We start from the raw sequence: 23,652 nt of genomic DNA, 5'->3' as shown, positions 1-23,652 counted from the left end.
CCTCCCACACCGCCCCCGCCGCGGCCGAGTCCCCGGACACCGGCCGCCGCTCGCCAATTCGGAGGGTAATCCGGCTATGCCACTGGGTAATGCTGTCCGGGTATCCGGCCCGACCAAGCCTGTCCCGCAGGGGGAGCGAGGGAGGTTCTACAGGCCAGGGAATCCGCTCACGCTGGCCCCGGCCGCGGGGACGCGACCACGCCGTCCGGCCCGAGCCAGCGGTCCTTGCGCGAGGAGACTCATGGACCACCACGACGCCTACTTCATCGATACCGAACACGCCGAGCTCCGAACCCGCGTGAGGGAGTTCGCCGAGAGCGAGGTCAGCCCGCGGATACCCGCCATGGAGACGGCGCGCACGGTCTGCCGCGACCTCTCCCGCATGATCGCGCGCCGTGGCTGGATCGGCGTGACCGTGCCGCGCACCTACGGCGGCATGGGCGCGGGGCACCTCGCCAAGACCATGATCATCGAGGAGCTGTCGCGGCACAGCGGCGCCATGGGGGCCATGGTCCAGGCGTCGCAGCTCGGCGTGGCCAAGATCATTCACTATGGCAGCGAGCAGCAGCGGAAGGAGTGGCTGCCGCCGATCGCCGCAGGCGAGTGCCTGCCGACCATAGCGGTGACCGAGCCCGGCTCGGGCGGCCATGTGCTCGGTATGACCAGCTCCGCCGTGCGCGACGGCGACGACTACGTGCTCAACGGCAGCAAGATCTATGTGGGCAACAGCCACGTCGGCGATCTGCACGGCGTGGTGGTGCGCACCGGTCCTGGCTCGGCGGGGCTGTCGGCGTTCCTGGTGGAGTCCGACCGCCCCGGCTTCGCGCTGGCCCCGCAGCGCACCACGATGGGGCTGCACGGCTTCAGCTTCGGCGAGCTGCTGTTCGACAACTGCCGGGTGCCCGCCGCCAACCGGCTCGGCGCCGAGGGGGACGGGCTCGCCGTGGCGTACTCGTCCAGCATGCTCTACGGCCGCGCCAACCTCACCGCCGTCTCGCTCGGCATCCACCAGGCGATCCTGGACGCGACCACGGCCTTCTGCGCCGAGCGGCAGCGCTACGGCGCCCCGCTCGCCGGCCTGGGCAGCATCAAGCTGAAAATCGGCCAGATGCAGTCACGGCTGATGACCGCCCGGCTCGCCGCGTACCACGCGGTGCACCTCCTCGACCGCGGTCTGCCGTGCGACGCGGAGCTGATGAACGCCAAGCTGGTGAACGTCGAGTCCGCACTGGACTCGGCCCGGAACGCGATGGAGATCCACGCGGCCTGCGGGCTGTTCACCGACCGGCCCATCGAGCGCTATCTGCGCGACGCGCACCACATCTTCGCCCCGGCCGGCACCTCGGACATCCAGCTGCTGCGGCTGGGCGAGATCGCGCTGGGCACGGCGAAGGGGTCCTGGTCGAGCAGGCTCGCCGACGCGGTGCGGCGGGAGCCGACTCCGGTTCCCTAGCGGTCCTGGGTGCCCTGCGTCGTTGGCTGTGGACAGGGGCTGCCCCGACCTGTGCTTCGCAGTCTGCGGGTGCGCGCCGGTCGCTCGCGCAGTTCCCCGCGCCCCTGCGGGCGCGTCCCGGGGCGCCCCGCAGGGGCGCTTCAGGGGCGCGGGGAACTGCGCGCCCAGCCACAACAACCCCGCAGACTGCAGCGCAGCGCAAGGGGCAGCCCCTTCCCAGCACAGGGAAAGAGCTCGACCGGGATCCGCCGAGTCAAGAGTCCCCGCACTCGCGCTGGTTGATCTGCTCCACCAGCTCGGCGGCCATCGACTTGATCGTCTCCAGGCCCTGGCGCCCCCAGGGCCTGGGCTCCTGGTCCACCACGCAGACGGTGCCCAGCGTCATCCCCGTGTGGTCGATGAGCGGTGCGCCCAGATACGAGCGGATACCGATCTCGTCGACCACCGGGTTCCCCGCGAACCGCGGATAGTCGCACACGTCCTCCAGCACCAGCGCCTTGCGCCGCACCACCACATGCGGGCAGTAGCCGTGGTCGCGGGCCATCACCCGGCCGGGCCGGGCCGTGGGCGCCGCGGCGGGGTCCAGCTCGACCGCCTGGTCGATGGCCGGGGTGTAGAGCCCGGCGAAGTACTGGCGGTGCTCGTCGATGAAGTTCACCATCGCGTACGGCGCCTGGGTGACGCGCGCCAGCTTGCGGGCGAACTCGTCGAACTCCGGAACCGGTGCGTCACCGATTCCCAGCTCCCGCAGCCGCACCACCCGTCGCGGTGCCTCGGCGTCCTCGGGTGTGAGCAGCAGATGGCTCGTGGGGTCATAGGACATCGGCGCCATGCTCGCTCCAAGATTCGATCAGATGCTGGACTAGACGGACGAGGGCCTGGGTCCCCGAGCTGGCCTGGCGCGCGTCGCAGAGCACCACGGGCACCTCGGGCTTCAGATCTATCGCGGCCCGCACTTCCTCCGGGTCGTAGTGGAAGGCGCCGTCGAACTCGTTGACCGCGACGATGAATCCGACGCCCCGGCGCTCGAAGAAGTCCACGGCGGAGAAGGAGTCCTCCAGCCGGCGGGTGTCGGCCAGCACCACGGCGCCCAGCGCACCGGCGCACAGCTCGTCCCAGAGGAACCAGAAGCGCTCCTGGCCGGGTGTGCCGAACAGATAGAGCACCTGGCCGCCGCTGAGGGAGATCCGTCCGAAGTCCATGGCGACGGTCGTCGTCGCCTTCTCCTCGACGCCCCACAGGTCGTCCTTGCCCACACTGACCTGGGTGAGCAGCTCCTCGGTGCTCAGCGGCTCGATCTCGCTGACCGCGCCGACGAAGGTGGTCTTGCCGACTCCGAAGCCGCCGGCCACCAGGATCTTCAGGGCCGTGGGGAAGGGGTCAGAGTCGTTTACGGAGCCCATCCAGCACCGCCTCCAGCAGTTCTCGGTCGGTCGGATCCGGGCCCAGCGGCGCCGGGGCGGGAGCCCTGGTGGAGATCGCCCCGCAGTCCGCCAGGTCGGACAGCAGCACTTTGGTGACCACGGCGGGCAGCCGTATCCGCGAGGCGAGCTCGGCCACGGAGACGGGACCGCAGCAGAGCCCGAGGACCTGGGCGTGATCGGGCCCGAGGTAGCCCTGCGGCCGGGCGCCCGTGGCCATCACCAAGGTCATCAGGTCGAAGTGCGCCGAGGGCCTGGTGCGTCCGTTGCTCGCGGTGTACGGGCGGACCAGCCGCCCGGCGTCGTCGTCGAGCAGCGGCCCCTCTCCCTCATCCTGCCCGGGAGGTGGCTGCGGGTCGCGCATCCGGCGGACCCTCAGTGCCCCGCGGGCTGCCGCGCGGGCGTCACCAGATAGGGCCGTACGCTCTTGACCAGCATCCCCATCTCATAGCCGAGCACGGCCGCGTCCGCCTCGCGGCCCGCCACCACCGCGAGGCACGCGCCCTGCCCCGCGGTCGAGACGAACAGCAGCGAGGCATCCAGCTCCACCACCACCTGGCGTACCTCACCCCCCTCCCCCAGCCGCACCCCGGCGCTGCGCGCCAGCGAGTACAGCCCGGAGGCGAGGGCCGCCATATGGTCGGCCGTGTCGGCTTCGAGGCCGTGCACGGCCTTCACCAGGCCGTCGGCGGACAGCAGGAGCGCACTGCACGTGTGCGGTACGCGCTGCACCAGGCCGGTCAGCAGCCAGGAGATATCTGTGTTCTGGCCCACGGGCGCTTCGCTCACCATCGTCGTTTCTACTCCTTGAGGGCGGGCCGCGGACCGGCCTACCGTGCGGTGCGCGAGGCGTCCCCGCCGGGTGCCGGGGACGGATCGCTGGGGTTCTCCCCGGCGGGCGGGCGATACGGCTCCCCGTCGAGGTCGGTCTCGTCGGCGAGGCTCGTACCCCGCCGGAAGGCGGCCATCAGGCCGGGGTCGTGGCCCTCCTCGGCCACCGCCTCGGCGCGGGAGCCGCGGCCGGAGAGGCCGGGCGGATCGCGGAGCTCGGGCACGAGGTGCTCCTGCCGGCGGCGCTTGGGCAGCCGGGGCCGTACGGGGTGCGGCGAGACGGCGTCGGCCCCCTGCTCCTCCGGCGCGGACTCGCCGGCCTGCCACGCCTCCGAGGGGTGCGGCTGGGCGGTGCCGTGCTCCGGCTCCGGCCGCTCAGCGGGCAGCGGCACGGGGGTCGCCGCAGCGGCCTGCGGCGGCACGGCGGACGCGGCTCCCGGACCCGCCGCGGCGTCCTCGGCCGCCTCCTCCCCGAGCAGCCCGCGCGGCACCACGAGCACCGCCTGGATGCCGCCGTAGATGTTGCTCTGGAGCTGGACGACCACGCCGTGCCGCCGGGCCAGCGCCGAGACCACGAACAGCCCGATCCGCCCGTCCCGCAGCAGCTCGGGCACGTCGATCCGGTCGGGCTCGGACAGCACCGCGTTCATATGGTTCTGCTCGGCCGCCGTCATCCCCAGGCCGCGGTCCTCCACCTCGATGGCGAGCCCGGCGGTGACGTACTGGGCCCGCAGCAGCACCTGGGTCTGCGGCGCGGAGAACACCGTGGCGTTCTCGATGAGCTCGGCCAGCAGATGGATCACGTCGGCGACGGCGTGCCCGCGCAGCGTGCCCTCGATCGGGGGCACCAGTTTGACCCTGGGGTACTGCTCGACCTCCGCGATCGCGGAGCGCAGCACCTCCGTCATGGACACCGGCCGGGTCCACTGGCGGCGGGAGACGGCGCCGCCCAGCACCGCGAGGTTCTCGGCGTGCCGCCGGATGCGGGTGGCGAGGTGGTCCACATGGAAGAGGCCCTTGAGCAGGTCGGGGTCCTCGACCTCGTTCTCCAGCTCGTCCAGCAGCTCGATCTCGCGGTGCACCAGGGACTGCAGCCGGCGGGCGAGGTTGACGAAGACCTCGACCTTCTCCTCGCTGCCGCTGTAGGTGCTGCGCACGACCGCCGCGGCCTCGGCGACCGCGGCCTCGGCGTTCCGCTGCGCCAGGCCCAGCTCGTAGCTGAGCAGGTCGAGCGCGTCGCCCGCCGGCTCGGGCTCGGCCTCAGGGGCGCGGGGGCGCGCCTTGGGGCGCTCGCCGCGCTCCAGGCCGCGCAGCATCGCACGGAGCTCGGCCTGGCCGCGGACGGCGGAGCGGCGGAGCGCGGTATAGCGCTCGACGGTGCCGCGCGCCTCCGAGGAGGCCAGCATCGCGGCCGTGACGATCACGGCGCAGACCAGCAGCAGGCTGCCCGCGAGCACGCCCCACACCGGGGCGCCGACGGGTCCGGGCGCGGGTGCGCCCGTGGTGTCGAGACCTCCGCCGGCCCGCAGGACGTAGGCCACGACAGCGGCCCCGGCGACAGCGATGAGCCCGGCGGGCAGCACGGCGAGGCGCACCATGCGGTGCCGTACCGCGGCATCGCCCGGACTCTCGCGCACCGGGATCCTGCCGTGCCGCCGCCGCGAGCCGTTCGTGCCGGGGGGCGCGTAGCTCGGGGGTTCAGGCATGGGGTTCCTCGGATGGGGTTGAGGGCTGATGAAACGGGGTGGCGCTCAGGGGAGTTGCCACGCTAGCCCCGAGTGCCACCCGCACCCGACACGGACGATGCATTCGCCACCCCTCGCCAGCTCCCAAAGAGTGAAGATCCCGAGTGCCTGTTTGACGGAGGCGCCGCTCCGTCCGGTCCGCGCGGGCGGCTCCGGCACCGCACGCCCGCCCCGGCGCACGCCGGGGACCGCTGTCGCCCGCGTCACGCGTACGGACCCGTCCCACGGCGCTGACCGTGTCGTATGGTCAAAGTCGTATGGTCAGCAGAGTGCCGACGAAGCGCCCCCAGCCGGCCCAACCCAGGGAGCACATGTGAGCCAGCAGCCCGCCGAGACCGTGCTGACCGGAGTCCGGAACTTCCGCGATGTCGGGGGACTGCCCACGGCCGACGGGCGCAGGGTACGACAGGGGGTGCTGTTCCGCAGCGGCCATCTCGCACACGCCACGCAGCAGGACGCCGACTTCCTCACCGGGCTCGGCCTGCACACGGTCTTCGACTTCCGCAACTCCGCCGACCAGGCGCTGGAGGGCCCCGATATCGCGCTGCCGGGCGTCCGCAACGTCAACATCCCGCTGAGCGACCCGGCCGACGGCGCCGACTTCTGGCAGATGGTGCGGGACGGCGAGCTGGACCAGCTGCGCGCCGCGCTCGGCGACGGGCAGGCGGCCGACCGCATGGTCCACTCGTACCGCACCATCGTCACCGGGCGCACCGCCGAGCACGGCCGGCTGCTGCACGCGCTGGCCGAGGACAGCGTGCCCGCGCTGATGCACTGCGCGGCGGGCAAGGACCGCGCGGGGCTGTCCATCGCGGTCACCCTGCTCGCGCTGGGCGTGCGCCGGGAGGCGATCGAGGCGGACTACCTGGAGTCCAACTCCCCGCACCGGCGCTACAAAGTGCACCGCAGCAGCAAGTCCCAGGCCGGGATGTCGCCGGAGGTGATGGAGCTGCTGGCGCCGCTCTTCGACGCGCGCGCCGCCTATCTGGACGCCGCGTTCACGGCGATCCACGAGACCTGGGGCGATGTGGACAGCTATCTGAGCAAGGGCCTGCGGCTCACGGAGGGCACCCGGGACCGGCTGCGGGCCCGCCTCCTGGAGGACTGAGGGACTGAGTCCGGGAGGCGGGCCCGCGGCGCCGCGGGGCGCTCAGCGGTTGGCGACCGCCTGCTTCACCAGCGTCCTGCCGAAGTCCCACATCAGTCCGCCCCCGCCGTGGGCGTCGTCCATGACCTGGCGGAAGGCGTCCACGAACCGGTCCACCTCCCGCTCCCCGACGATCAGGGGCGGGATCAGCTTGATGACCTCCAGGTGGTCGCCCGACACCTGGGTGAGGATCCGGTGCCGCTGCAGCAGCGGCGCCACCACCATCTGCGCGAACAGCCCCTTCCTGGCGGCCTGCAGCATCTTCCACCGGCCCCGCAGCGCCAGCGACTTCGGTCTGCCGAACTCGATGCCGACCATCAGGCCCCGCCCCCGCACCTCGTGCAGCAGCTCGTACTCGTCCACCAGCGCCGCGAGGCGGGTGCGCAGCAGGTCGCCCACGCGGCGCGCGTTGGCCACCGTCCCCTCCTGCTCCATCACCGCGAGCGTGGCCAGGCCCGCGGCCATGGCCTGCGCGTTGGAGCCGAAGCTCGCGGAGTGGACGAGCACCCGGTCCATGGACGAGTAGACCTTCTTGAAGATCCACTCCTTGCCCAGCGTCGCGCCGACGGGGACATAGCCGCCGGAGAGCGCCTTGGCGACGCAGACCAGGTCGGGGTCCGCGCCCTCCTCGTGCTGGTAGGCGAAGAAGTCGCCGGTGCGGCCGAGCCCGGTCTGCACCTCGTCGGCGATCAGCAGCGCCCCGTGCCGGTGCAGCAGCTCCCCCGCGTCCCGCAGATAGCCGGGCGGGGTGGCGTGCACGCCCTTGCCCTGGATCGGCTCGACGACCAGCGCCGCCACGTCCCCCGCGCGCAGCTCCCGCTCCAGCGCCGCGAGGTCGCCCATCTCCACCGCGGTGTCCGGCAGCAGCGGGGCGAAGCCGTCCCGGAAGCCGGACTCGCCGTTGACCGAGAGGGAGCCGGTGGTCAGCCCGTGGAAGGCGTGGGTGCAGTACAGCACCCGGCCCCGGCCCGTGGCGTAGCGGGCGAACTTCAGCGCCGTCTCCACCGCCTCGGTGCCGCTGTTCCCGAAGAAGACCCGGTCCAGCCCCGGCGCGTGCGACAGCAGCTTCTCGGCGAGCAGCCCGGGCAGCGGCTGGCAGTCGAAGCGGGTGAGGTCGGGCAGCTGCGCGTCGAGCACGTCGTGCAGCGCCTGGCGGACGACGGGGTGGTGGCGGCCCAGCCCCATGACGCCGAATCCGGCGAGCATGTCGAGGTAGTCGTTGCCCTCGGCGTCGTAGAAGTAGGCGCCCTCGGCGCGCTCGTAGACCTTGTCGAAGCCGATGGTGTGCAGCATCCGCGGCAACTGGTGGTTCAGGTGCCGGGTGTGCAGCTCATAGCGTTCGGCGCCGCGTTCGGACAGCAGCTTCGCCAGGTCGAAGTCGGTGGTCACGCCACGCTCCCTTCACTCGCGCGGGCCTCGCGCTCCCAGCGCTCGCGGCGCGCCCGCTCCCGCTCCTCCCGGCGCGCGAGCGTCGCGCCGATGCGTCCGGCGACCCCGGACGGGGTCAGCCCGTGCTCGGCGAGCAGTTCGCCCCGCTTGGCGTGCGGCAGGAACTGCCGCGGCAGTCCGACCGTGCACAGCGGCACGTCGCAGCCCGCCTCGCGCAGCGCGTCCCCGACGGCCGAGCCGACGCCGCCCGCCCGCACCCCGTCCTCGACCACCGCGACCGCGCGGTAGCGCTCGGCCAGCGGCGCCAGCGCGGGGTCGACGGGCTTGACCCAGCGCGGGTCGACCACGGTGGTGCCGACGCCGCTCTCGGCGAGCAGCCCGGCGGCCTCCAGGCAGACCGGTGCCATGGCGCCCACCGCGACCAGCAGCACATCCCGGGTCCCGTCCTCGCGCAGCACGTCCATGCCGCCCTCGCGGCGCAGCGCAGCGAGGGGCTCGCCGACGGTCGCCTTGGGCAGCCGCAGCACGGTCGGCGCGTCGGCCACGCCGACCGCCTCGCGCAGCTCCTCGCGCAGCCGCTCGGCGTCGCGCGGGGCCGCGATCCGCAGGCCGGGCACGCACTGGAGCACGGACAGGTCCCACATGCCGTGGTGCGAGGCCCCGTCCGGCCCGGTGACCCCGGCCCGGTCCAGGACGAAGGTGACCCCGCAGCCGTGCAGCGCCACGTCCATCAGCAGCTGGTCGAAGGCGCGGCCCAGGAAGGTGGCGTAGAGCGCGACGACGGGGTGCAGCCCGCCGGTGGCCATCCCGGCGGCGGAGACGGTCGCGTGCTGCTCGGCGATGCCGACGTCGTGGATCCGGTCGGGGTACGCCTCGGCGAAGGGCGCGAGCCCGACGGGGTGCAGCATGGCCGCCGTCACCGCGACGACGTCGGGCCGCTCCGCCCCGATGCGCACCATCTCGGTGCCGAACACCGACGTCCACGAGGGCCCGCCGGCCGGCTCGACGGGCTCACAGGTGGTCGGGTCCATCCTGGCGACGGTGTGGAAGTGGTCGGTGGTGTCGGCGAGCGCGGGTTCGTAGCCGCGGCCCTTCTCGGTGAGGCAGTGCACCAGGACGGGCCCGGCGAAGCGCTTGGCCCGGCGCAGCGCCGAGGTGACGGCGGCGATGTCGTGCCCGTCGATGGGCCCGAGGTACTTCAGGCCCAGGTCCTCGAACATGCCCTGCGGGTTGACGGCGTCCTTGAAGCCCTTCTTCGCGCCGTGCAGGGACTCGTACAGCGGCTTGCCGACCACGGGCGTCTGCCGCAGCACGCCCTTGCCCCAGGCCAGCACCCGCTCGTACTCGTTGGTGGTGCGCAGGGTGGCGAGGTGGTTGGCGAGGCCGCCGATGGTAGGCGAGTACGAGCGCTCGTTGTCGTTGACGACGATGACGAGGGGGCGGTCAGCGGCCGCGATGTTGTTCAGCGCCTCCCACGCCATGCCGCCGGTCAGCGCGCCGTCCCCCGTCACGGCCACGACATGGTCACCGCTCCCCCGCAGCGCGTCCGCCCTGGCCAGGCCGTCGGCCCAGCCGAGCACGGTGGAGGCGTGCGAGTTCTCGATGATGTCGTGGTCGGACTCGGCGCGTGACGGATAGCCGGAGAGGCCGCCCCTGGTACGGAGCCCGGAGAAGTCCCGCCGCCCGGTGAGCAGCTTGTGGACGTAGCTCTGGTGCCCGGTGTCCCACAGGATCCGGTCGGCCGGCGAGTCGAAGACCCGGTGCAGGGCTATGGACAGCTCGACCACGCCCAGGTTGGGCCCCAGATGGCCGCCGGTGCGGGACACCGCCTCGACCAGGAATCCGCGGATCTCCGCGGCGAGTTCCGCCAGCTCCTCCTCGGACAGCGCGTCCAGGTCGCGCGGCCCGTCGATGGACTCCAGCAAGGTCATGGTCGGCCCCCCTGCCCTCCGTCTGGTACGGCTCGTTCTCCTCGGCTCACCTGTTGCCGGCGACGGTCTCCCTGGCGGCGCGCAGCGACTCCTTGAGGGAGCCCATGGTGGCCAGCACGGCGGTGGGCTCGTAGCCGCAGTGCGCCATGCAGTTGGCACACCTCGGGTCCTTGCCGCGGCCGTACTTGCTCCAGTCGGTCTCCTCGACGAGCTGCCGGTACGTGGGCACGTAGCCGTCGCTCATCAGATAGCAGGGGCGCTGCCAGCCGAACAGCGAGTAGTTCGGAATGGCCCAGGCCGTGCAGGCGAAGTCGGCCTTGCCCTCCAGGAAGTCCAGGAAGAGCGGGCTGTGGTTCAGCCGCCAGCGGCCCCGGTTGCCCCCGGAGAACGCCTTCTTGAACAGCTCCCTGGTCTGCTCGACGCCCAGGAAGTGCTCCTGGTCGGGCGCCTTCTCGTAAGCATAGGCGGGCGAGATCATCATCTCGTCCACCTTCAGGTCGTCGTTGAGGTAATTGAGGACGTCAATGATGGTCTGCGGGGTGTCGGTGTTGAAGAAGGTGGAGTTGGTGGTGACGCGGAAGCCGCGCCGCTTGGCCTCCTTCATCGCCTCCACGGCCTCGTCGAAGACGCCCTCCTTCGCGACGGACTCGTCGTGCCGCTCGCGCAGCCCGTCGATGTGCACCGCGAAGGCGAAGTACGGCGAGGGCTTGAACTGGTCCATCTTCTTGCGCATCAGCATGGCGTTGGTGCAGAGGAAGACGTATTTGCGCTTGGCGACCAGCTGCCGCACGATCTCGCCGATCTGCGGGTGCATCAGCGGCTCGCCGCCGGCGATGGAGACCATGGGGGCGCCGGACTCCAGCACCGCGCCCACGGCCTGGGCGACCGGCATGCGCTGCTTGAGCACCCCCGCGGGGTGCTGGATCTTGCCGCACCCCTCGCATTTGAGGTTACAGGCGAAGAGCGGTTCCAGCTCGACGATGAGCGGGAACTTCTCACGCTTGCGGAGCTTCTGCTGAAAGAGATAGGTAGCCGTGCGGACGGTCTGTCGCAGTGGCATGGCCATGTCTCGCTCACCTCCAGGGGAGCAGCAACGATCGGTGCCATTCGAGAAATGCGGGCAGGACGCCGCGGAGAACGCGGAATGCCGATATTCCACCCCGCAGCGTCCCCATTCGAATCAGTTCGTGTCCGGGAGCGTCCACCACCACTCGTACGGCCGCAACCGGGCGCCTCTTCGCCCCGGTGGCGGCCGTACGCAAGGTGGCGGCCGACTCCATGTCGGTGGCCACGGCGCCCGTGGCGTGCAGGACGGCACGCTCGGGCCCGCGGACGACATGGTCGCTGCCCACGAGCGGCCCGGTGTGGACGGTGCCGTACGGCTTCAGCACGGCGGCGAGCAGCCCGGTGCCGGTGCAGGGGGTGTGCTCTCCCCCCGCGTCCCGGGTCTCGTCCGCGACGACGAGATCCCCCGGGCGCATGCCGGGTGCCAGCCCCGCGCAGAAGCCGGTGGCGAGGACGGCCGTGCCACCGGGCACGGACTCGTCCCGCAGCGCGCGGGCCAGGGCCCGGCGCGCCGCCTGCGGCCCCATGCCGGTGCGCAGCACCGTCACGGGGCCGGGGGCGTCCTTCAGGGTGCGGCCCGGCCGTCCGGGCCCGCCGTTCAACGCCAGGCGCTCGATGCCGAGCGCGCATGCGATCAGCAGCGGACCTGGCACGCCCGGGCCCTCCATCAGGCGCTCCGGGCCGCGAGATGGCCCAGCCCGTCGCCGTGCAGATACCTGCCGAGCGCGGTGAGCGGGAAGACCATCCGGTACAGGTGGTAGTTGATCGAGAAGTCCCACGGGAAGCCGGTGCCGGTGAAGAACGGCTCGTCCCAGTAGCCGTCCTCGCGCTGCTGTTCGGCCAGCCAGACGACGCCGCGCTCGACGGCCTTGGAGTCCCGCTCGCCGGCCGCGAGCAGCGCCATCAGCGCCCAGCCGGTCTGGGACGGGGTGGAGGTGCCGTTGGCGACCCAGTCGGCGTCGATGTACGAGCGCAGGTCCTCGCCCCAGCCGCCGTCGTCGTTCTGCACGCTCTCCACCCAGCTCACCGCGCGCCGCACGGCGGGGTGCGAGGCGGGGATCCCGGCGGCGACGAGCGCGGGGACGACGGCTCCGGTGCCGTAGAGGTAGTTGACACCCCAGCGCCCGAACCAGGCTCCGTTGGACTCCTGTTCGGCCAGCAGCCAGGAAATGGCCTTGCGGGCGCGCGGCTCGGCCTGCTTGCCCTCGGCGGCCAGCATCTCCAGGACGTGCGCCGTGACATCCGCCGAGGGCGGGTCGATGACCTCGCCGAAGTCGCAGAAGGGCAGCAGGTTGGGGAACTTGCTGGTGTTGTCGACGTCGAAGGCGCCCCAGGCGCCGTCGTTGGACTGCATCCCCAGGTTCCAGCGCACGGCCCGCCGCACGGCGCTGTCGACGCGCTCGGGCTCGGGGTGCTCGACACGGCGCAGCGCGAGGGCGACCTCGGCGGTGTCGTCGATGTCGGGGTAGTTGTCGTTGTGGAACTCGAAGGCCCAGCCCCCCGGCGGCAGCTGCGGACGGCGCACGGACCAGTCACCGGGCCGTACGATCTGCTCGCTCAGCATCCAGTCGGCGGCCTTGACGAGCGCCGGGTGGTCGCCGGGCAGGCCGGCGTCGGCCAGCGCGATGGACACCAGGCAGGTGTCCCAGACCGGCGACTGGCACGCCTCGACCATCCGGGTCTCCTCGTCCGGCCAGACGGCGAAGCGGTCCAGGGACTCCAGCCCGGCCCGCATCACGGGGTGGTCCAGGTCGTACCCGAGGAGCTTGAGCGCGATCAGCGAGTACACGGCGGGGGGCTGGATGCCGCCCCAGCAGCCGTCGTTCTCCTGGCGCTCGATGATCCAGCGGGAGGCGTCCTTGAGCGCGGCGCGGCGCAGCGGGCCCACGGCGACCTTGCGGTAGGCGCGCAGCCCGCGGTCCAGCCACTGGAAGGCGCCGTCCCAGCTGGTGGGGAGCTGCACGGCGGTGGGCGGGCTGGGGCGCGCCGGGTCGCGGTGCAGCTCGTCGAGCCGGAACGGCGCCGGCTGCACGGGGCGCAGCGCCGAGACGACGGTGAGCGGCACGATGGTCTGCCGGGCCCAGCAGCCGAAGTCGTAGATGTTGAGCGGGAACCACTTGGGGAGGTAGATCAGCTCCGGCGGCATCTCCGGCAGGTCGTCCCAGCGCCACCAGCCGAAGAGGGCGAGCCAGATGCGGGTGAAGACCCGCGCGCCGGCCACTCCCCCGCGCTCCCGGACCCAGGCGGAGGCGAGGGCCATGTGCGGCGCCTCCGGCTCGTCCCCCGCCAGCCTGAGGGCGACGTACGCCTCGACGGTCGCGGACAGGTCGCCGGGGCCGCCGTGGAAGGTCGCCCAGGTGCCGTCCTTGCGCTGCTGGGCGCGGATGAAGCGGGCCGCGGCGCGCAGCAGCCGCTCGTCACGGATGCCGAGGAACTCGCGCAGCAGCAGGTCCTCGGCGTCCATGGTGACGTTCGTCTCCAGGTCGCCCTTCCACCAGCCCTCGTCGCACTGCCGGCCGAGCAGGTGGTCGACGGCGCGGGCCGTGGTCCGCTCCGCAAGCGCGGTGAGGCTCTCCGGCCCCGGGGCATCCGTGCCGGGGGGTTCCCGGTCCGTGTGCTCCGTACCGGACAGGCCGGATCCAGCGGTTCCGTCCGTCGTGGCTGTCATCGCTTCTCCTTTCGAAACGTCCCGAAAGATGGCAACTAAGCTCCCCGTCAATAAATTTCACCTCTGCCGCACGACGACGAAATCGGCGAGGGCGGTGAGCTGTTCGCGTACCCGGCCCGGGATCTCGATCGAGTCGAGGGCCTCGATGGCGGTGCGATGCTGCCGCTGGGCCTCCTGGGCCGTCCACTCGCGGCCGCCCGCCTGTTCGATCAGCGCGGCGCGCTCGGCGAACTCGGCCTCGTCGAAGTCCTCGAACTCGGCCTGGCTCTTCTTGGCGTCGGTCGCCAGCAGTCCGGCCAGCCGGGTCGCCGCTTCGCCGTCCGAGCCGAGCGCGGCGGCCACCGGCAGCGACTTCTTGCGCTGGCGCAGGTCGCTCCACGCCTGCTTGCCCGTCGCCTCCGGGTCCCCCCAGATGCCGAGCAGGTCGTCGACGGCCTGGAAGGCGAGGCCCAGGTGCGAGCCGTAGGACTCCAGCGCGTCGGCCGTACGGTCGTCGGCGCCGCCCAGCACGGCGCCGATGGAGGCGGCGCAGGCCAGCAGCGCGCCCGTCTTGTTGCCCTCCATCTCCAGGCACTCCTCGACGGTGACCTGGTCGCGGTGCTCGTAGGAGATGTCCTGCGCCTGGCCGTCGATGAGGCGGCGGGTGGCGCGGGTCAGCCGCCGGGTGGCGCGGCCCGCGTCCGCGGTGCCCAGCTCCAGCAGTATCTCGCCGGCCAGGGCGAAGAGCGCGTCGCCGACGAGGATCGCCTGGGAGGGTCCGTGCACCTTCCACACGGTGTCCCGGTGGCGGCGCTGCTCGTCGCCGTCCATCAGGTCGTCGTGCAGCAGGGAGAAGTTGTGCACCAGCTCCACGGCGACGGCTCCGGGGATCCCGCGCTCCGGCGGGGCGCCCGCCGCCTCGGCCGAGAGCAGCGCGAGAGCCGGGCGCACGGCCTTTCCGCCGTCGGCGGCCGAGGGGCGGCCATCGGCGTCGATCCAGCCGAAGTGGTAGGCGGCGACGGTGTCCATCGGCGGCGCCAGCCGGTCCACAGCCGCGCGCAGTTCCGGCGTGGCGAGCGCTCGCCCGCGCTCCAGCAGCGCGCTCACGCTGTCGGTGGCGGCCGTGTCGCCGGGGCGCTGGTGAGCGGGGGTCACAGGGTCTCCTCTGTGGTCTGTGCTGGCGGTGCTCGCTGCGTCGAGGGTGCTCATGCGAGGGCCCTTCCTTCCGTGCCGGCGGGTCCGGACACGCCGGGTACCGGATCCTTCTCATCGGGTCGGCCGAGGGCCGCGAGGGCGTGGTGTGCGGCTGTCGCTCCGCTGCGTACGGCTCCCTCCATGGTCGCGGGCCACCCGGTGGCGGTCCACGCGCCCGCGAGGTGGAGGCCGGGCGCCGCGGTCCCGGCTCCGGGGCGCAGCCGCCCGACTCCGGGGCTGGGCGCGAAGGTGGCGGTGCGCTCGCGGGTGACGAAGAAGTCGCGGACGCCCGCGCCGCGCGCGGCGGGCAGCAGCCGCTCCAGCTGCGGGAGGTACCGCTCGCGCAGCTCCGCGACCGGCCGGTCGATCTCGTCGTGCGCGGCGGACTGGGAGAGCGCGAGGTACTGACCGCCGCCGGTGAGCCCGGAGGCGGCGGTGCGGTCGAACACCCACTGGACCGGGGTGCCGAGCGCGGCGAAGAAGGGGCGGCGCAGCACCTTGCGGTCGTAGACGACGTGCACGTTGAGGATCGGCGCGTCCGCGATGTCCAGCAGCTTGTCGGCGTCGGGCAACGCCCCCTCGGGCAGCAGCGCGTGCGCGGCGTGCTGGGGGACCGCGAGCACGACGGTGTCCGCGGTCAGCTCCTCGGTGCCGCCCCGGCCCGGCTCGGCGGTCACCCGCCAGGGGCCGCCGCCGTCCTGCCGGGTGACGGAGCGGGCGCGGGTGCGCAGCAGGGTGCGCACGCCCGCCCGGTCGAGCGCGGCGCGGGCCAGGGCGTCGTGGATGTCGCCGAGCGGCACGTGCGACCAGCCGATGTCGGCGGCGCCGGGGTCGGAGAGCAGGCCCGTCTTGAACACCATCGCGGCCAGGCCCATGGAGGCGTCCGGCGCGCGGGCGTTGAGGGTGGCGACGCCGACCAGGTCCCACAGCGCCTCGACGGTGCGCGCGGACTGGCCGTGGCGGTGCAGCCAGGTGGCGAAGTCCACGCCGTCGAGCGCGGGGTCGGCGGGGTCGAGCCCCTTCAGCGCGAGCGCGGCCCTGCCGACCGAGGCGCGCTCGGCCAGCGAGAGGTGCGGATAGGTGGCGAGGCTGGCGGCGAGGTGCAGCGGTACGGGCGCGGCCGTGCGGCGCAGCCGCCCGAGCCGGGGCCGCCGGGGCGCGACATCGAGCACCGGGACGTCCATCCGGGGCTGCAGCGGGGCGAGCCCGGCGCCGCCGACGCGCTCCAGGAACCAGCGGTAGGCGGTGCAGCAGCGCAGATAGACGTGCTGGCCGTTGTCGACGGTGAGCGGGCCCGCCGGGGAGTCGCGGGGGAAGGAGAAGGCGAGGCCGCCCAGCCGGGGGCGGGTCTCGACCAGGGTCGTGTGCAGGCCCGCGTCGGCGAGCCGCAGCGCCGCCGTCGTCCCCGCCAGGCCGCCGCCGAGGACGACGGCGCGCTGGTCCGGGTGCCGGTCGGCTGTCATACGTACTTCTCCCCCTCCAGGTGCGCCGGGGTGGTGTCCGAGGTCTGTGCCCGCTGGGACGCCGCCCCCACGGGGCGGGTTGCCCGGCCGGGCGACCGGCGCGGGATCTTCACGCGCTCCTCCGCTGACCTTGCCGGGAGATCTGCCGCGCGTCGAGTCCGGACAGCCCGCGCACGGCGACATACGCCTTCTCGTGGCCGGGGAGCGAGACCCGGCCGCGCAGCACGGCCTCGGGCTCGGCGGCGATGCGGTCCAGGAGCCGGTGGTAGATCCCGGCCATGGCGGCCACACACGCGCCGGAGCGCCGGTCGAGCATCGGCAGCAGCCGGTAGCCCTCGGCGAACAGCGCACGGGCACGGCGGACTTCGAAGTGCACAAGCCCGGTGAAGTCGGCACCGGGTGGCACCGTATCGCTCTGGAAGCCGGCGGAACAGCCAAACTTGTCGAGGTCCTCCGCGGGAAGATATGTGCGTCCGTTGTCCGCGTCTTCCCGGACGTCCCGGAGAATATTGGTGAGCTGCAGCGCGAGCCCCAGAGTGTCGGCGTACTCGGAGGCGCGGGCGGCCTCCCGTGCGCCGGGGGCGGTTCCGAAGACGCCCAGCGAGAGCCGGCCGATCGCCCCGGCCACGCAGCGGCAGTAGGACCGCAGGTCGTCCCAGGTGTCGTAGGTGGCGCCGTGCACGTCCATCAGCACCCCGTCGATCAGCTCGTCGAGGCCGCCGAGCGGGATCGGGTAGCGCCGCGCGGCGTGGCTGAGGGCGACGGCGACCGGATCCGTGTCGTCGTCGGCGATCTCGCCGTTGCCGATCCGCACGAGCAGCTCTCTGGCGTCCGCGAGCCGCGCCTCCTTGGCGGCGGCGTCGAGCGCACCGTCACCGGCGTCGTCGACGCGCCGCGAGAAGGCGTACAGCGCGGACATCGCCTGCCGCTTGCCCACCGGCAGCAGCCTGATGCCGTAGGCGAAGTTGCGGGCCTGCTGCCCGGTGACGACCTCGCAGTACCGGTACGCTGCCGCCACCTGCGGGGACATCTGCACTACGGACCTGGCCCTGTCCACTTCCGGTCACCCCTCTCTACGCAGGCTTGCCCCCGCCTCGCGCAGCACACTGAGCGCACCAGCCCGGGGTGTTCCTGTCAGTACGTCATATCGCGCCGCTCTGACAGCGCGAACGGCGGCCCGCCCTCCACCGGTGAATCCGGCCAGGAGTAGCCTCAGCCTGCCGTGCACGCTGAGCGCCAGCGGGGTGCCTTCGGCGAGGAGCTCCCATGCCCGCTCGGCCTCGAAGGCGACGAGGGCGCGGACCGAGGCGCCGGCGCTGGGCGCGGCCAGGTCGCCCTCGCCGACACGGAAGCGGTCCATGTCCTCGGCGGGCAGATAGATCCGGTCCCTGGCCAGGTCCTCGGCGACGTCCTGGAGGTGCTCGACGACCTGCAGGCCGGTGCACACGGCGTCCGAGCGGCGCTCGCGCTCGGGCGTGGCGGTCCCGGTGATGGCCAGCACCAGGCGGCCGACCGGGTTGGCGGACAGGGTGCAGTAGTCGCGCAGCTCGCCCCAGGTGGCGTAGCGGCGGACCTTCTGGTCCTGCCGGTTGGCCTCGATCAGCCCGAGGAAGGGCTCGGGGGTGAGGGAGCGGCGGCGCACCGTGGGGACCAGGGCGCGCAGCAGCGGATGGCCGGGTGCGCTGCCGGTGCGCGCGAAGACCCGGCGCAGGTCGGCCTCGAAGGCGTCCAGCATGGCCGGGCGGTCGTCCGCCTGGCCGGCATCGAGCCCGAGGGCGACGGCGTCGGCGCCGCCGGGGGCGAGGTCGCCGTCGCCGATGTCGTCGACGAGGCGGGCGTATCCGTAGACGGCCATCAGGTCGTCCCGCCACGCGCGCGGTACGAAGCGCGGCGCCACCGGGAAGTTCTCGCGCGCGGCCTTGGCCAGTACGGTGCGCGCGTGCGCGTCCTCCTCCGCGGTCACCACGTGCTGCCAGGAGCCATTGCCGTCACATCTCCGTTTCTACACTGCTGCACCAGAACATCCTCTTTCGGACACGCCGCGCGGCCCGGCCCTCGCGGAGGGCCCGGGGTGCGACAGGAATCTGTACACCGCCGCCCGACTTGCCGAAATCCGGCACCGAGACAGCTTACGCCGTACATCAACCCCGGACGCGAGGGGTTATTCCCGGGAAACCACGAGGCGAAAGCGCGTCAGGTGACCGGAGCCGTGAGTCCGGCGAGGAAGTCCGACAGCACTCGGTCGATCAGCGGTTCGAACGTCTCGGCCGGGATGCCGCTGAGCGGGCCGTCGAGGACGAGCCGGGCCAGTCCGTGCGCCGTCGCCCAGGCGCCGACCTCGGCGCCCGGCCGGCGCGCCGGAGGCATCAGACCGCAGGCGAGCAGCGCATCCAGGGACTCGGTGAGCAGCTCGAAGGAGCGGGCCTGCCACGGCTGGTCGGCGAGGTCGAACCCGCCGCCCTGGCCGCCGTCCACGGCTTCGAGGGACTTGCCGTGGAAGGCGGCGGAGAAGAGCCCGGGCTCCTCCATGGCGAAGCGGACATAGCCCCGGCCCAGGGCGCGGATGCGCGCGAGCACCGCCTCGGGCCCCTCCCCCGCGACCGCGCCGCCCGCCTCCTCCATGCAGTCCGCCAGCCGGCGCTGGCCGTACTCCTTGACCTCGCCGAGCAGTTCGGACTGGCCGGCGAAGTGCCGGTAGGCGGCCGTGGGCGAGACGCCGACCCGGCGCGCGGCGGCGCGCAGCACCACCGCCTCGGGGCCGCCCTCGCGGGCGAGTCCGATGGCCGCCTCGATCAGCGCGTTGCGCAGGTCCCCGTGGTGGTACCGCTCCTTGCCCATCGCCCGCATGCCTCCATCCTGCCCGATGTTGACGCCATTAACATCCCCTGCCAAGCTGATGTTCACGCCGTTAACATCCCGATCCCGCCCACGGGGGAGAAGAGAACACCGTGCTCCAACGCATTGCCTCGCTCACCTGGCGCCGGTCACGCCTCGTCCTGGCCCTCGCCCTGCTCGCCGTGATCGCCATGGGCGCCCTCGGGGCCGGGGCCTTCGGCAAGCTCCAGCCCGGCGGCACCGACGACCCCGCGTCCGCCTCGTCCCGTGCCGCCGCCGTGCTGGACGACACCTTCGGCGGCGAGCAGAACGTGGTCCTGCTGGTGCGCGCCCGAAGCGGCACCCTCGACTCGCCCGCAGCCGAGCGGCAGGGGAAGGACCTGGCCCGGCGGCTGGGCGAGGAGCCGGGCGTCACCCGTGTCACGTCCTACTGGTCGACCGGCGGCTCCTCCCTCGCCTCACGGGACGGCACCGAGGCGCTGGTGCTCGCGCACATCGGGCAGAACGACACCCAGGTGGCGAGCGCCGTCTCGGACGCGTTCACCGGCGAGCGCGGCGTGCTGTCCGTACGGGCAGGCGGAGCGGCCATGGTCAACCACGACGTGACCGGGCAGATCTCCACCGACCTCGCGCTTGCCGAGGCCATCGCCGTGCCGGTCACCCTGCTGCTGCTCGTGCTCGCCTTCGGCAACGTACTGGCCGCGCTGCTGCCGCTGGCCATCGGGCTGATCGCGATCGTCGGCACCTTCGCCGAGCTGTATGTGCTCGGCAGCGTCACCGATGTCTCCGTCTTCTCCATCAACCTCACCACCGCGCTGGGCCTCGGACTCGGCATCGACTACGGCCTGCTGCTGGTCAGCCGGTTCCGGGAGCGGCTCGGCGCGGGCGACGAGGTGCCCGAAGCGCTGCGCACGACGGTGCGGACGGCGGGCCGGACCATCCTGTTCTCCGCCGCCACCGTGGTCGCCGCGCTCGGTGCGCTGCTGCTGTTCCCGCAGTACTTCCTGCGCTCGTTCGCGTACGCCGGGATCGGGGTCGTGGCCATCGCGGCGCTGGCCGCGCTCTTCGTGGTGCCCGCGCTGCTCGCCCTGCTCGGGCACCGCGTCAACCGCGGGCGGCTGCCCTGGGCCGACGCCGTCCGCAGGCCCGAGGCCCCGCTGTGGCGGCGTCTCGCGGCCACCGCGATGCGGCGCCCCGCGCTCACCGCGCTGCCCGCCCTCGCCGCGCTGCTGGTCGCCGCGAGCCCGCTGCTGGGCGCGTCCTTCGGGGGGCCGGACGAGCGGGTGCTGCCCGAGAGCGCCCAGAGCAGGCAGGTCGCCACGGCCCTGGAGCGGGACTTCGACGGCAGTGACGCGTCGTCCGTGCCGGTCGTCACCGAGCGGCCCGCCGGCCGGGACCGGGTTGCGGCGTACGCGGCGGAGCTGTCCCGGCTGGACGGCGTCGTCCGCGTCCATGCGTCCACCGGCGGCTACGCCGGCGGCCGGTCCGTCCAGGCCCCCGCCCGCGCACACGCCGCCATGGAGCGGGACGGTGTGCAGCGCCTGACCGTCACCACCGATCCGGCCCCCGCCTCCGGGGCCGCACAGGACCTGGTGCGGGAGATCCGCGCCGTCCCCGGCCCCGGCGGCGGACAGCCCCTGGTGGGCGGCCGGGACGCCGAGCTGATCGACTCCAAGGCCGCCATCGGGTCCAGGCTGCCGCTCGCCGTGGGGCTGGTCGTGGTCACCACCTTCGTCCTGCTGTTCCTCTTCACCGGCAGCGTGGTGCAGCCGCTGCGCGCCATCGTGCTGAACGCCCTCAGTCTGACCGCCTCCATCGGCGCCATGGTGTGGATCTTCCAGGAGGGCCACTTCTCGGGGCTGCTGGGCTTCACCCCGATGCCGATGGACACCTCGATGACCGTGCTGCTGTTCTGCATCGTCTTCGGCCTGTCCATGGACTACGAGGTGTTCGTCACCAGCCGGATCAAGGAGCTGCACGACGCGGGGGCGGACGACCGCACCGCCGTGACCGGCGGGCTGTCCCGCACCGGGCGGATCGTGACCATGGCGGCGGGGCTGCTGGCGGTGAGCTTCTTCGCCTTCGCCACCGGCGAGGTCACCTTCCTGCAGATGTTCGGCCTGGGCAGCGGGCTGGCGATCCTGATCGACGCGGTCGTGGTGCGCGGGGTGCTCGTACCGGCCGCGATGCGGCTGCTGGGGCGGGCCGCGTGGTACGCGCCGGCCCCGCTGAAGCGGCTGCACGCGCGTGCGGGGCTGCGTGAGGGCTCCCCGGAGCCGGAGCCGGAGACGGACCCCGACCGCGTCCCGGCCGGCGTCTGACGCCTCCCGGACGTGCCTGGGCCCCCACCCGCGCGGGTGGGGGCCCAGGCACGTCCGGGGGCTCGGGGAAGGCCACCGGGCGCGCCGCTCACATACCCGCTACTTGCTGGTGAACTTGTCGTACTCCTTGAGCACCTCGTCCGTCGGGCCGTCCATCCGCAGCTCGCCCTTCTCCAGCCACAGCACCCGCTCGCAGGTGTCCCGGATGGACTTGTTGTTGTGGCTGACCAGGAAGACGGTGCCCGCCTCCTTGCGCAGCTCCCGGATGCGGGCCTCGGAGCGCTTCTGGAACTTCTTGTCGCCGGTCGCCAGCGCCTCGTCGATCATGAGCACGTCGTGGTCCTTGGCGGCGGCGATGGAGAAGCGCAGCCGGGCCCCCATGCCGGAGGAGTAGGTGCGCATCGGCAGCGTGATGAAGTCGCCCTTCTCGTTGATCCCGGAGAAGTCGACGATGCCCTGGTAGCGCCGCTCGACCTCCTCGCGTGACATGCCCATGGCCAGGCCGCCCAGGACCACGTTCCGCTCGCCGGTGAGGTCGTTCATCATCGCGGCGTTCACCCCGAGCAGGGAGGGCTGGCCGTCGGTGTAGACCTTGCCGCGCTCGGCGGGCAGCAGTCCGGCGATGGCCTTGAGCAGGGTGGACTTGCCGGAGCCGTTGGAGCCGATCAGGCCGATGGCCTGGCCTCGGTAGGCGGTGAAGCTGACGCCCCGCACCGCGTGCACCTCGCGCATGCCGCCGCCCGGCTTGCGGCGGATGATGCGGTTGAGCGCGGCCGTCGCGCTGCCCTTGCCCTTCGTGCCGCCGTAGACGCGGTAGACGATGTGCAGCTCCTCCGCGATCACGGTCGGCACCCAGGGCGCCGACGGGCGTGCGACGGGCTGCTCCGCCCGAGTCGTCGCCGACTCGGCGGCAGCCCCGCGCCCGGTGTCCTCAGCCACGGCCATAACGCTCCTCCGCCTTCCAGAAGAAAACAAACCCCCCGAAGCCGATAACGACGGCCCAGCCCAGGGCCAGCGGCCACACGTGCGGCGGCAGGTCCGAGGCCGGGTAGTTGTCGATCAGGGCGAACCGCATCAGGTCCATATAGACGGCCGCCGGATTGGACTGCAACAGGTGCACCACCCACGAGTCCGCGTTGGCCCGCTCGCGCAGCATGTGCTCCAGCGGGAACATCACGCCGGAGGCGTACATCCAGGTCCGGGTGATGAACGGCATCAGCTGCGCCATGTCCGGCGTCCTGCTGCCCAGCCGGGCCATGATCATCGCCAGTCCGGTGTTGAAGACGAACTGGAACGCCAGGGCCGGGACCACCAGGATCCAGGACCAGCTCGGGAGGTGTCCGAAGCCCAGCAGGATCGCGAACAGCACGACCATGGAGAACAGCAGCTGCTGGAGCTGCTGGAGCGAGATGGAGATGGGCAGCGAGGCGCGCGGGAAGTGCAGCGCCCGCACCAGCCCCAGGTTCCCGGAGATCGCCCGGACGCCGTTCAGCACGGACGTCTGGGTGAAGGTGAACACGAAGACGCCCGTAACCAGGAACGGAATATAGTTGCCCTTGCCACCCGGCGTGCCGTCCCGGCCGCCGAGAAGGACACCGAAGATGAGGTAGTAGACCGCCGCGTTCAGCAGCGGGGTGGCGACCTGCCACAGCTGGCCCAGCTTCGCCTGGCTGTACTGGGCCGTCAGCTTCGCCTGGGAGAAGGCCAGGATGAAGTGCCGACGCGCCCACAGCTGGCGGGTGTACTCGGCCAGCGAGGGGCGGGCTCCGCTGACCGACAGCCCGTACTTGGCCGCGAGTTCGGCGGGTGTCAGTCGGTCGTCCTGGGACGGTGGGGGCTTTACACCGACCGCACTGTCGTGCGTTGTCTCGCTCACGTTGGAAACTCTCGTCCTCACACTGCGCAAGTGGATGCGGTGCCGATGCTCTCAGACACGAGCTTGTCAGATCACGGGAGGGCGACCCAGCCGCGTCAGACGCCATACCGTACGCCACCGCATGGGCTGTCGTTGCCCCGCCGGGGTGGTCCAGCCCTCCTTGAATCCGCCGAGCCACGCGCGCAGCGCAGCCGGGGAGGGACGCCGGGCCAGGGTGAGCAGCAGCCAGACGCCCGGATAGCCGGGTATCAGCGGGAGCGGAAGGTTCCGGCGCGCGAGCCAGACGCGGTTGCGCGCCACCATCCGGTGGTAGACCGCGTGCCGGGACGGGGGG

20 protein-coding genes and 1 pseudogene are annotated in these 23,652 nt (G+C 72.7%); 3 read left to right on the top strand and 18 right to left on the bottom strand.

All coding sequences use genetic code 11. The annotated features are described in order from the left end of the window. Positions 1–241 precede the first annotated feature (241 nt). A complete protein-coding gene (locus G5C65_RS08685; RefSeq protein WP_165298111.1) occupies positions 242–1,453 on the top strand; it encodes an acyl-CoA dehydrogenase family protein in 1,212 nt (403 codons plus the stop codon). A gap of 253 nt (positions 1,454–1,706) precedes the next feature. On the opposite strand, the gene G5C65_RS08680 is transcribed toward G5C65_RS08685, so the two are convergent. From G5C65_RS08680 to G5C65_RS08660, 5 genes are read right to left on the bottom strand one after another with little or no spacing between them, the layout of a single operon-like run. After that, positions 1,707–2,276: a GAF domain-containing protein gene (locus G5C65_RS08680; protein ID WP_165298110.1), complete on the bottom strand. Its 570-nt coding sequence runs from the start codon at positions 2,274–2,276 to the stop codon at positions 1,707–1,709. Further along, positions 2,266–2,856, bottom strand: a complete 591-nt coding sequence (locus tag G5C65_RS08675; RefSeq protein ID WP_165298108.1) for a GTP-binding protein — start codon at positions 2,854–2,856, stop codon at positions 2,266–2,268. The genes G5C65_RS08680 and G5C65_RS08675 overlap by 11 nt, the downstream gene beginning before the upstream one ends. Beyond that, a complete protein-coding gene (locus G5C65_RS08670; protein WP_165298107.1) occupies positions 2,834–3,238 on the bottom strand; it encodes a DUF742 domain-containing protein in 405 nt (134 codons plus the stop codon). The genes G5C65_RS08675 and G5C65_RS08670 overlap by 23 nt, the downstream gene beginning before the upstream one ends. Positions 3,239–3,249: 11 nt before the next feature. Continuing rightward, on the bottom strand, positions 3,250–3,666 hold the full coding sequence (locus tag G5C65_RS08665; protein WP_165298105.1) for a roadblock/LC7 domain-containing protein: 417 nt from the start codon (positions 3,664–3,666) through the stop codon (positions 3,250–3,252). Between the two features lie 38 nt (positions 3,667–3,704). Beyond that, positions 3,705–5,411 (bottom strand): sensor histidine kinase, encoded by a 1,707-nt coding sequence (locus G5C65_RS08660; RefSeq protein ID WP_206441397.1) that lies wholly within the window; start codon positions 5,409–5,411, stop codon positions 3,705–3,707. A 352-nt stretch (positions 5,412–5,763) separates the two neighbouring features. On the opposite strand from G5C65_RS08660, the gene G5C65_RS08655 reads away from it, so the two are divergent. Further along, positions 5,764–6,558: a tyrosine-protein phosphatase gene (locus G5C65_RS08655; protein ID WP_338146286.1), complete on the top strand. Its 795-nt coding sequence runs from the start codon at positions 5,764–5,766 to the stop codon at positions 6,556–6,558. Between the two features lie 42 nt (positions 6,559–6,600). On the opposite strand, the gene G5C65_RS08650 is transcribed toward G5C65_RS08655, so the two are convergent. The 10 genes from G5C65_RS08650 to G5C65_RS08605 form a co-directional block, all read right to left on the bottom strand. Further along, positions 6,601–7,986: an aminotransferase class III-fold pyridoxal phosphate-dependent enzyme gene (locus G5C65_RS08650; protein ID WP_165298102.1), complete on the bottom strand. Its 1,386-nt coding sequence runs from the start codon at positions 7,984–7,986 to the stop codon at positions 6,601–6,603. After that, positions 7,983–9,917, bottom strand: a complete 1,935-nt coding sequence (gene dxs / locus G5C65_RS08645; RefSeq protein WP_165298101.1) for a 1-deoxy-D-xylulose-5-phosphate synthase — start codon at positions 9,915–9,917, stop codon at positions 7,983–7,985. The genes G5C65_RS08650 and dxs overlap by 4 nt, the downstream gene beginning before the upstream one ends. A 46-nt stretch (positions 9,918–9,963) precedes the next feature. Then, on the bottom strand, positions 9,964–10,983 hold the full coding sequence (gene hpnH, locus G5C65_RS08640; RefSeq protein WP_165298100.1) for an adenosyl-hopene transferase HpnH: 1,020 nt from the start codon (positions 10,981–10,983) through the stop codon (positions 9,964–9,966). A 7-nt stretch (positions 10,984–10,990) separates the two neighbouring features. Continuing rightward, positions 10,991–11,650, bottom strand: a complete 660-nt coding sequence (locus tag G5C65_RS08635) for a phosphorylase family protein (RefSeq protein ID WP_165298099.1) — start codon at positions 11,648–11,650, stop codon at positions 10,991–10,993. Next, positions 11,650–13,650: a squalene--hopene cyclase gene (gene shc / locus G5C65_RS08630; protein WP_165298098.1), complete on the bottom strand. Its 2,001-nt coding sequence runs from the start codon at positions 13,648–13,650 to the stop codon at positions 11,650–11,652. The genes G5C65_RS08635 and shc overlap by 1 nt, the downstream gene beginning before the upstream one ends. Positions 13,651–13,707: 57 nt before the next feature. Beyond that, positions 13,708–14,838, bottom strand: a complete 1,131-nt coding sequence (locus G5C65_RS08625; RefSeq protein WP_165298097.1) for a polyprenyl synthetase family protein — start codon at positions 14,836–14,838, stop codon at positions 13,708–13,710. After that, positions 14,835–16,286 carry a hydroxysqualene dehydroxylase HpnE gene (hpnE, locus tag G5C65_RS08620; protein ID WP_165298096.1) on the bottom strand — a complete coding sequence of 484 codons (1,452 nt, stop codon included), beginning with the start codon at positions 16,284–16,286 and terminating at the stop codon, positions 14,835–14,837. The genes G5C65_RS08625 and hpnE overlap by 4 nt, the downstream gene beginning before the upstream one ends. Before the next feature lie 109 nt (positions 16,287–16,395). After that, positions 16,396–17,316: a presqualene diphosphate synthase HpnD gene (gene hpnD / locus G5C65_RS08615; RefSeq protein WP_165298095.1), complete on the bottom strand. Its 921-nt coding sequence runs from the start codon at positions 17,314–17,316 to the stop codon at positions 16,396–16,398. A gap of 33 nt (positions 17,317–17,349) precedes the next feature. Further along, entirely contained in the window at positions 17,350–18,252 is a 903-nt protein-coding gene (hpnC, locus tag G5C65_RS08610; RefSeq protein WP_165298094.1) for a squalene synthase HpnC, read from the bottom strand. A 227-nt stretch (positions 18,253–18,479) separates the two neighbouring features. Beyond that, positions 18,480–19,133 carry a TetR/AcrR family transcriptional regulator gene (locus G5C65_RS08605; RefSeq protein WP_165298093.1) on the bottom strand — a complete coding sequence of 218 codons (654 nt, stop codon included), beginning with the start codon at positions 19,131–19,133 and terminating at the stop codon, positions 18,480–18,482. A gap of 101 nt (positions 19,134–19,234) precedes the next feature. Between G5C65_RS08605 and G5C65_RS08600 the strand changes: the two genes are divergently transcribed. Then, a complete protein-coding gene (locus tag G5C65_RS08600) occupies positions 19,235–21,442 on the top strand; it encodes an MMPL family transporter (protein ID WP_165298082.1) in 2,208 nt (735 codons plus the stop codon). Between the two features lie 99 nt (positions 21,443–21,541). Here the strand turns inward: G5C65_RS08600 and G5C65_RS08595 are convergent, their stop codons facing one another. The 3 genes and pseudogenes from G5C65_RS08595 to G5C65_RS08585 form a co-directional block, all read right to left on the bottom strand. Beyond that, the gene (locus tag G5C65_RS08595) at positions 21,542–22,387 is read right to left on the bottom strand and encodes an ABC transporter ATP-binding protein (RefSeq protein ID WP_165298080.1); all 846 of its coding nucleotides are present in this window, start codon (positions 22,385–22,387) and stop codon (positions 21,542–21,544) included. Further along, positions 22,374–23,318: an ABC transporter permease gene (locus tag G5C65_RS08590; protein WP_165298078.1), complete on the bottom strand. Its 945-nt coding sequence runs from the start codon at positions 23,316–23,318 to the stop codon at positions 22,374–22,376. Before G5C65_RS08590 ends, G5C65_RS08595 begins: the two co-directional genes overlap by 14 nt. A gap of 66 nt (positions 23,319–23,384) precedes the next feature. Beyond that, positions 23,385–23,652: pseudogene (locus G5C65_RS08585) on the bottom strand (glycosyltransferase family 2 protein); the annotation flags it as partial.

This window comes from Streptomyces boncukensis (assembly GCF_011045075.1).
GTDB classification, from domain to species: Bacteria; Actinomycetota; Actinomycetes; order Streptomycetales; family Streptomycetaceae; genus Streptomyces; species Streptomyces boncukensis.
Note: the sequence above shows the minus strand (reverse complement) of the source record. Positions and strands in the feature narration are given on the sequence as shown.

Bases quoted from the DNA above. Each gene is read 5' to 3' on its own strand.
- G5C65_RS08675 (WP_165298108.1), bottom strand. From the start codon at position 2,856: ATGGGCTCCGTAAACGACTCTGACCCCTTCCCCACGGCCCTGAAGATC.
- G5C65_RS08670 (WP_165298107.1), bottom strand. From the start codon at position 3,238: ATGCGCGACCCGCAGCCACCTCCCGGGCAGGATGAGGGAGAGGGGCCG.
- G5C65_RS08635 (WP_165298099.1), bottom strand. From the start codon at position 11,650: ATGGAGGGCCCGGGCGTGCCAGGTCCGCTGCTGATCGCATGCGCGCTC.
- dxs (WP_165298101.1), bottom strand. From the start codon at position 9,917: ATGACCTTGCTGGAGTCCATCGACGGGCCGCGCGACCTGGACGCGCTG.
- hpnD (WP_165298095.1), bottom strand. From the start codon at position 17,316: ATGTCCCCGCAGGTGGCGGCAGCGTACCGGTACTGCGAGGTCGTCACC.
- G5C65_RS08680 (WP_165298110.1), bottom strand. From the start codon at position 2,276: ATGTCCTATGACCCCACGAGCCATCTGCTGCTCACACCCGAGGACGCC.
- shc (WP_165298098.1), bottom strand. From the start codon at position 13,650: ATGACAGCCACGACGGACGGAACCGCTGGATCCGGCCTGTCCGGTACG.
- hpnE (WP_165298096.1), bottom strand. From the start codon at position 16,286: ATGACAGCCGACCGGCACCCGGACCAGCGCGCCGTCGTCCTCGGCGGC.
- G5C65_RS08595 (WP_165298080.1), bottom strand. From the start codon at position 22,387: ATGGCCGTGGCTGAGGACACCGGGCGCGGGGCTGCCGCCGAGTCGGCG.
- G5C65_RS08660 (WP_206441397.1), bottom strand. From the start codon at position 5,411: ATGCCTGAACCCCCGAGCTACGCGCCCCCCGGCACGAACGGCTCGCGG.
- G5C65_RS08625 (WP_165298097.1), bottom strand. From the start codon at position 14,838: ATGAGCACCCTCGACGCAGCGAGCACCGCCAGCACAGACCACAGAGGA.
- hpnH (WP_165298100.1), bottom strand. From the start codon at position 10,983: ATGGCCATGCCACTGCGACAGACCGTCCGCACGGCTACCTATCTCTTT.
- G5C65_RS08685 (WP_165298111.1), top strand. From the start codon at position 242: ATGGACCACCACGACGCCTACTTCATCGATACCGAACACGCCGAGCTC.
- G5C65_RS08665 (WP_165298105.1), bottom strand. From the start codon at position 3,666: ATGGTGAGCGAAGCGCCCGTGGGCCAGAACACAGATATCTCCTGGCTG.
- G5C65_RS08605 (WP_165298093.1), bottom strand. From the start codon at position 19,133: ATGCGGGCGATGGGCAAGGAGCGGTACCACCACGGGGACCTGCGCAAC.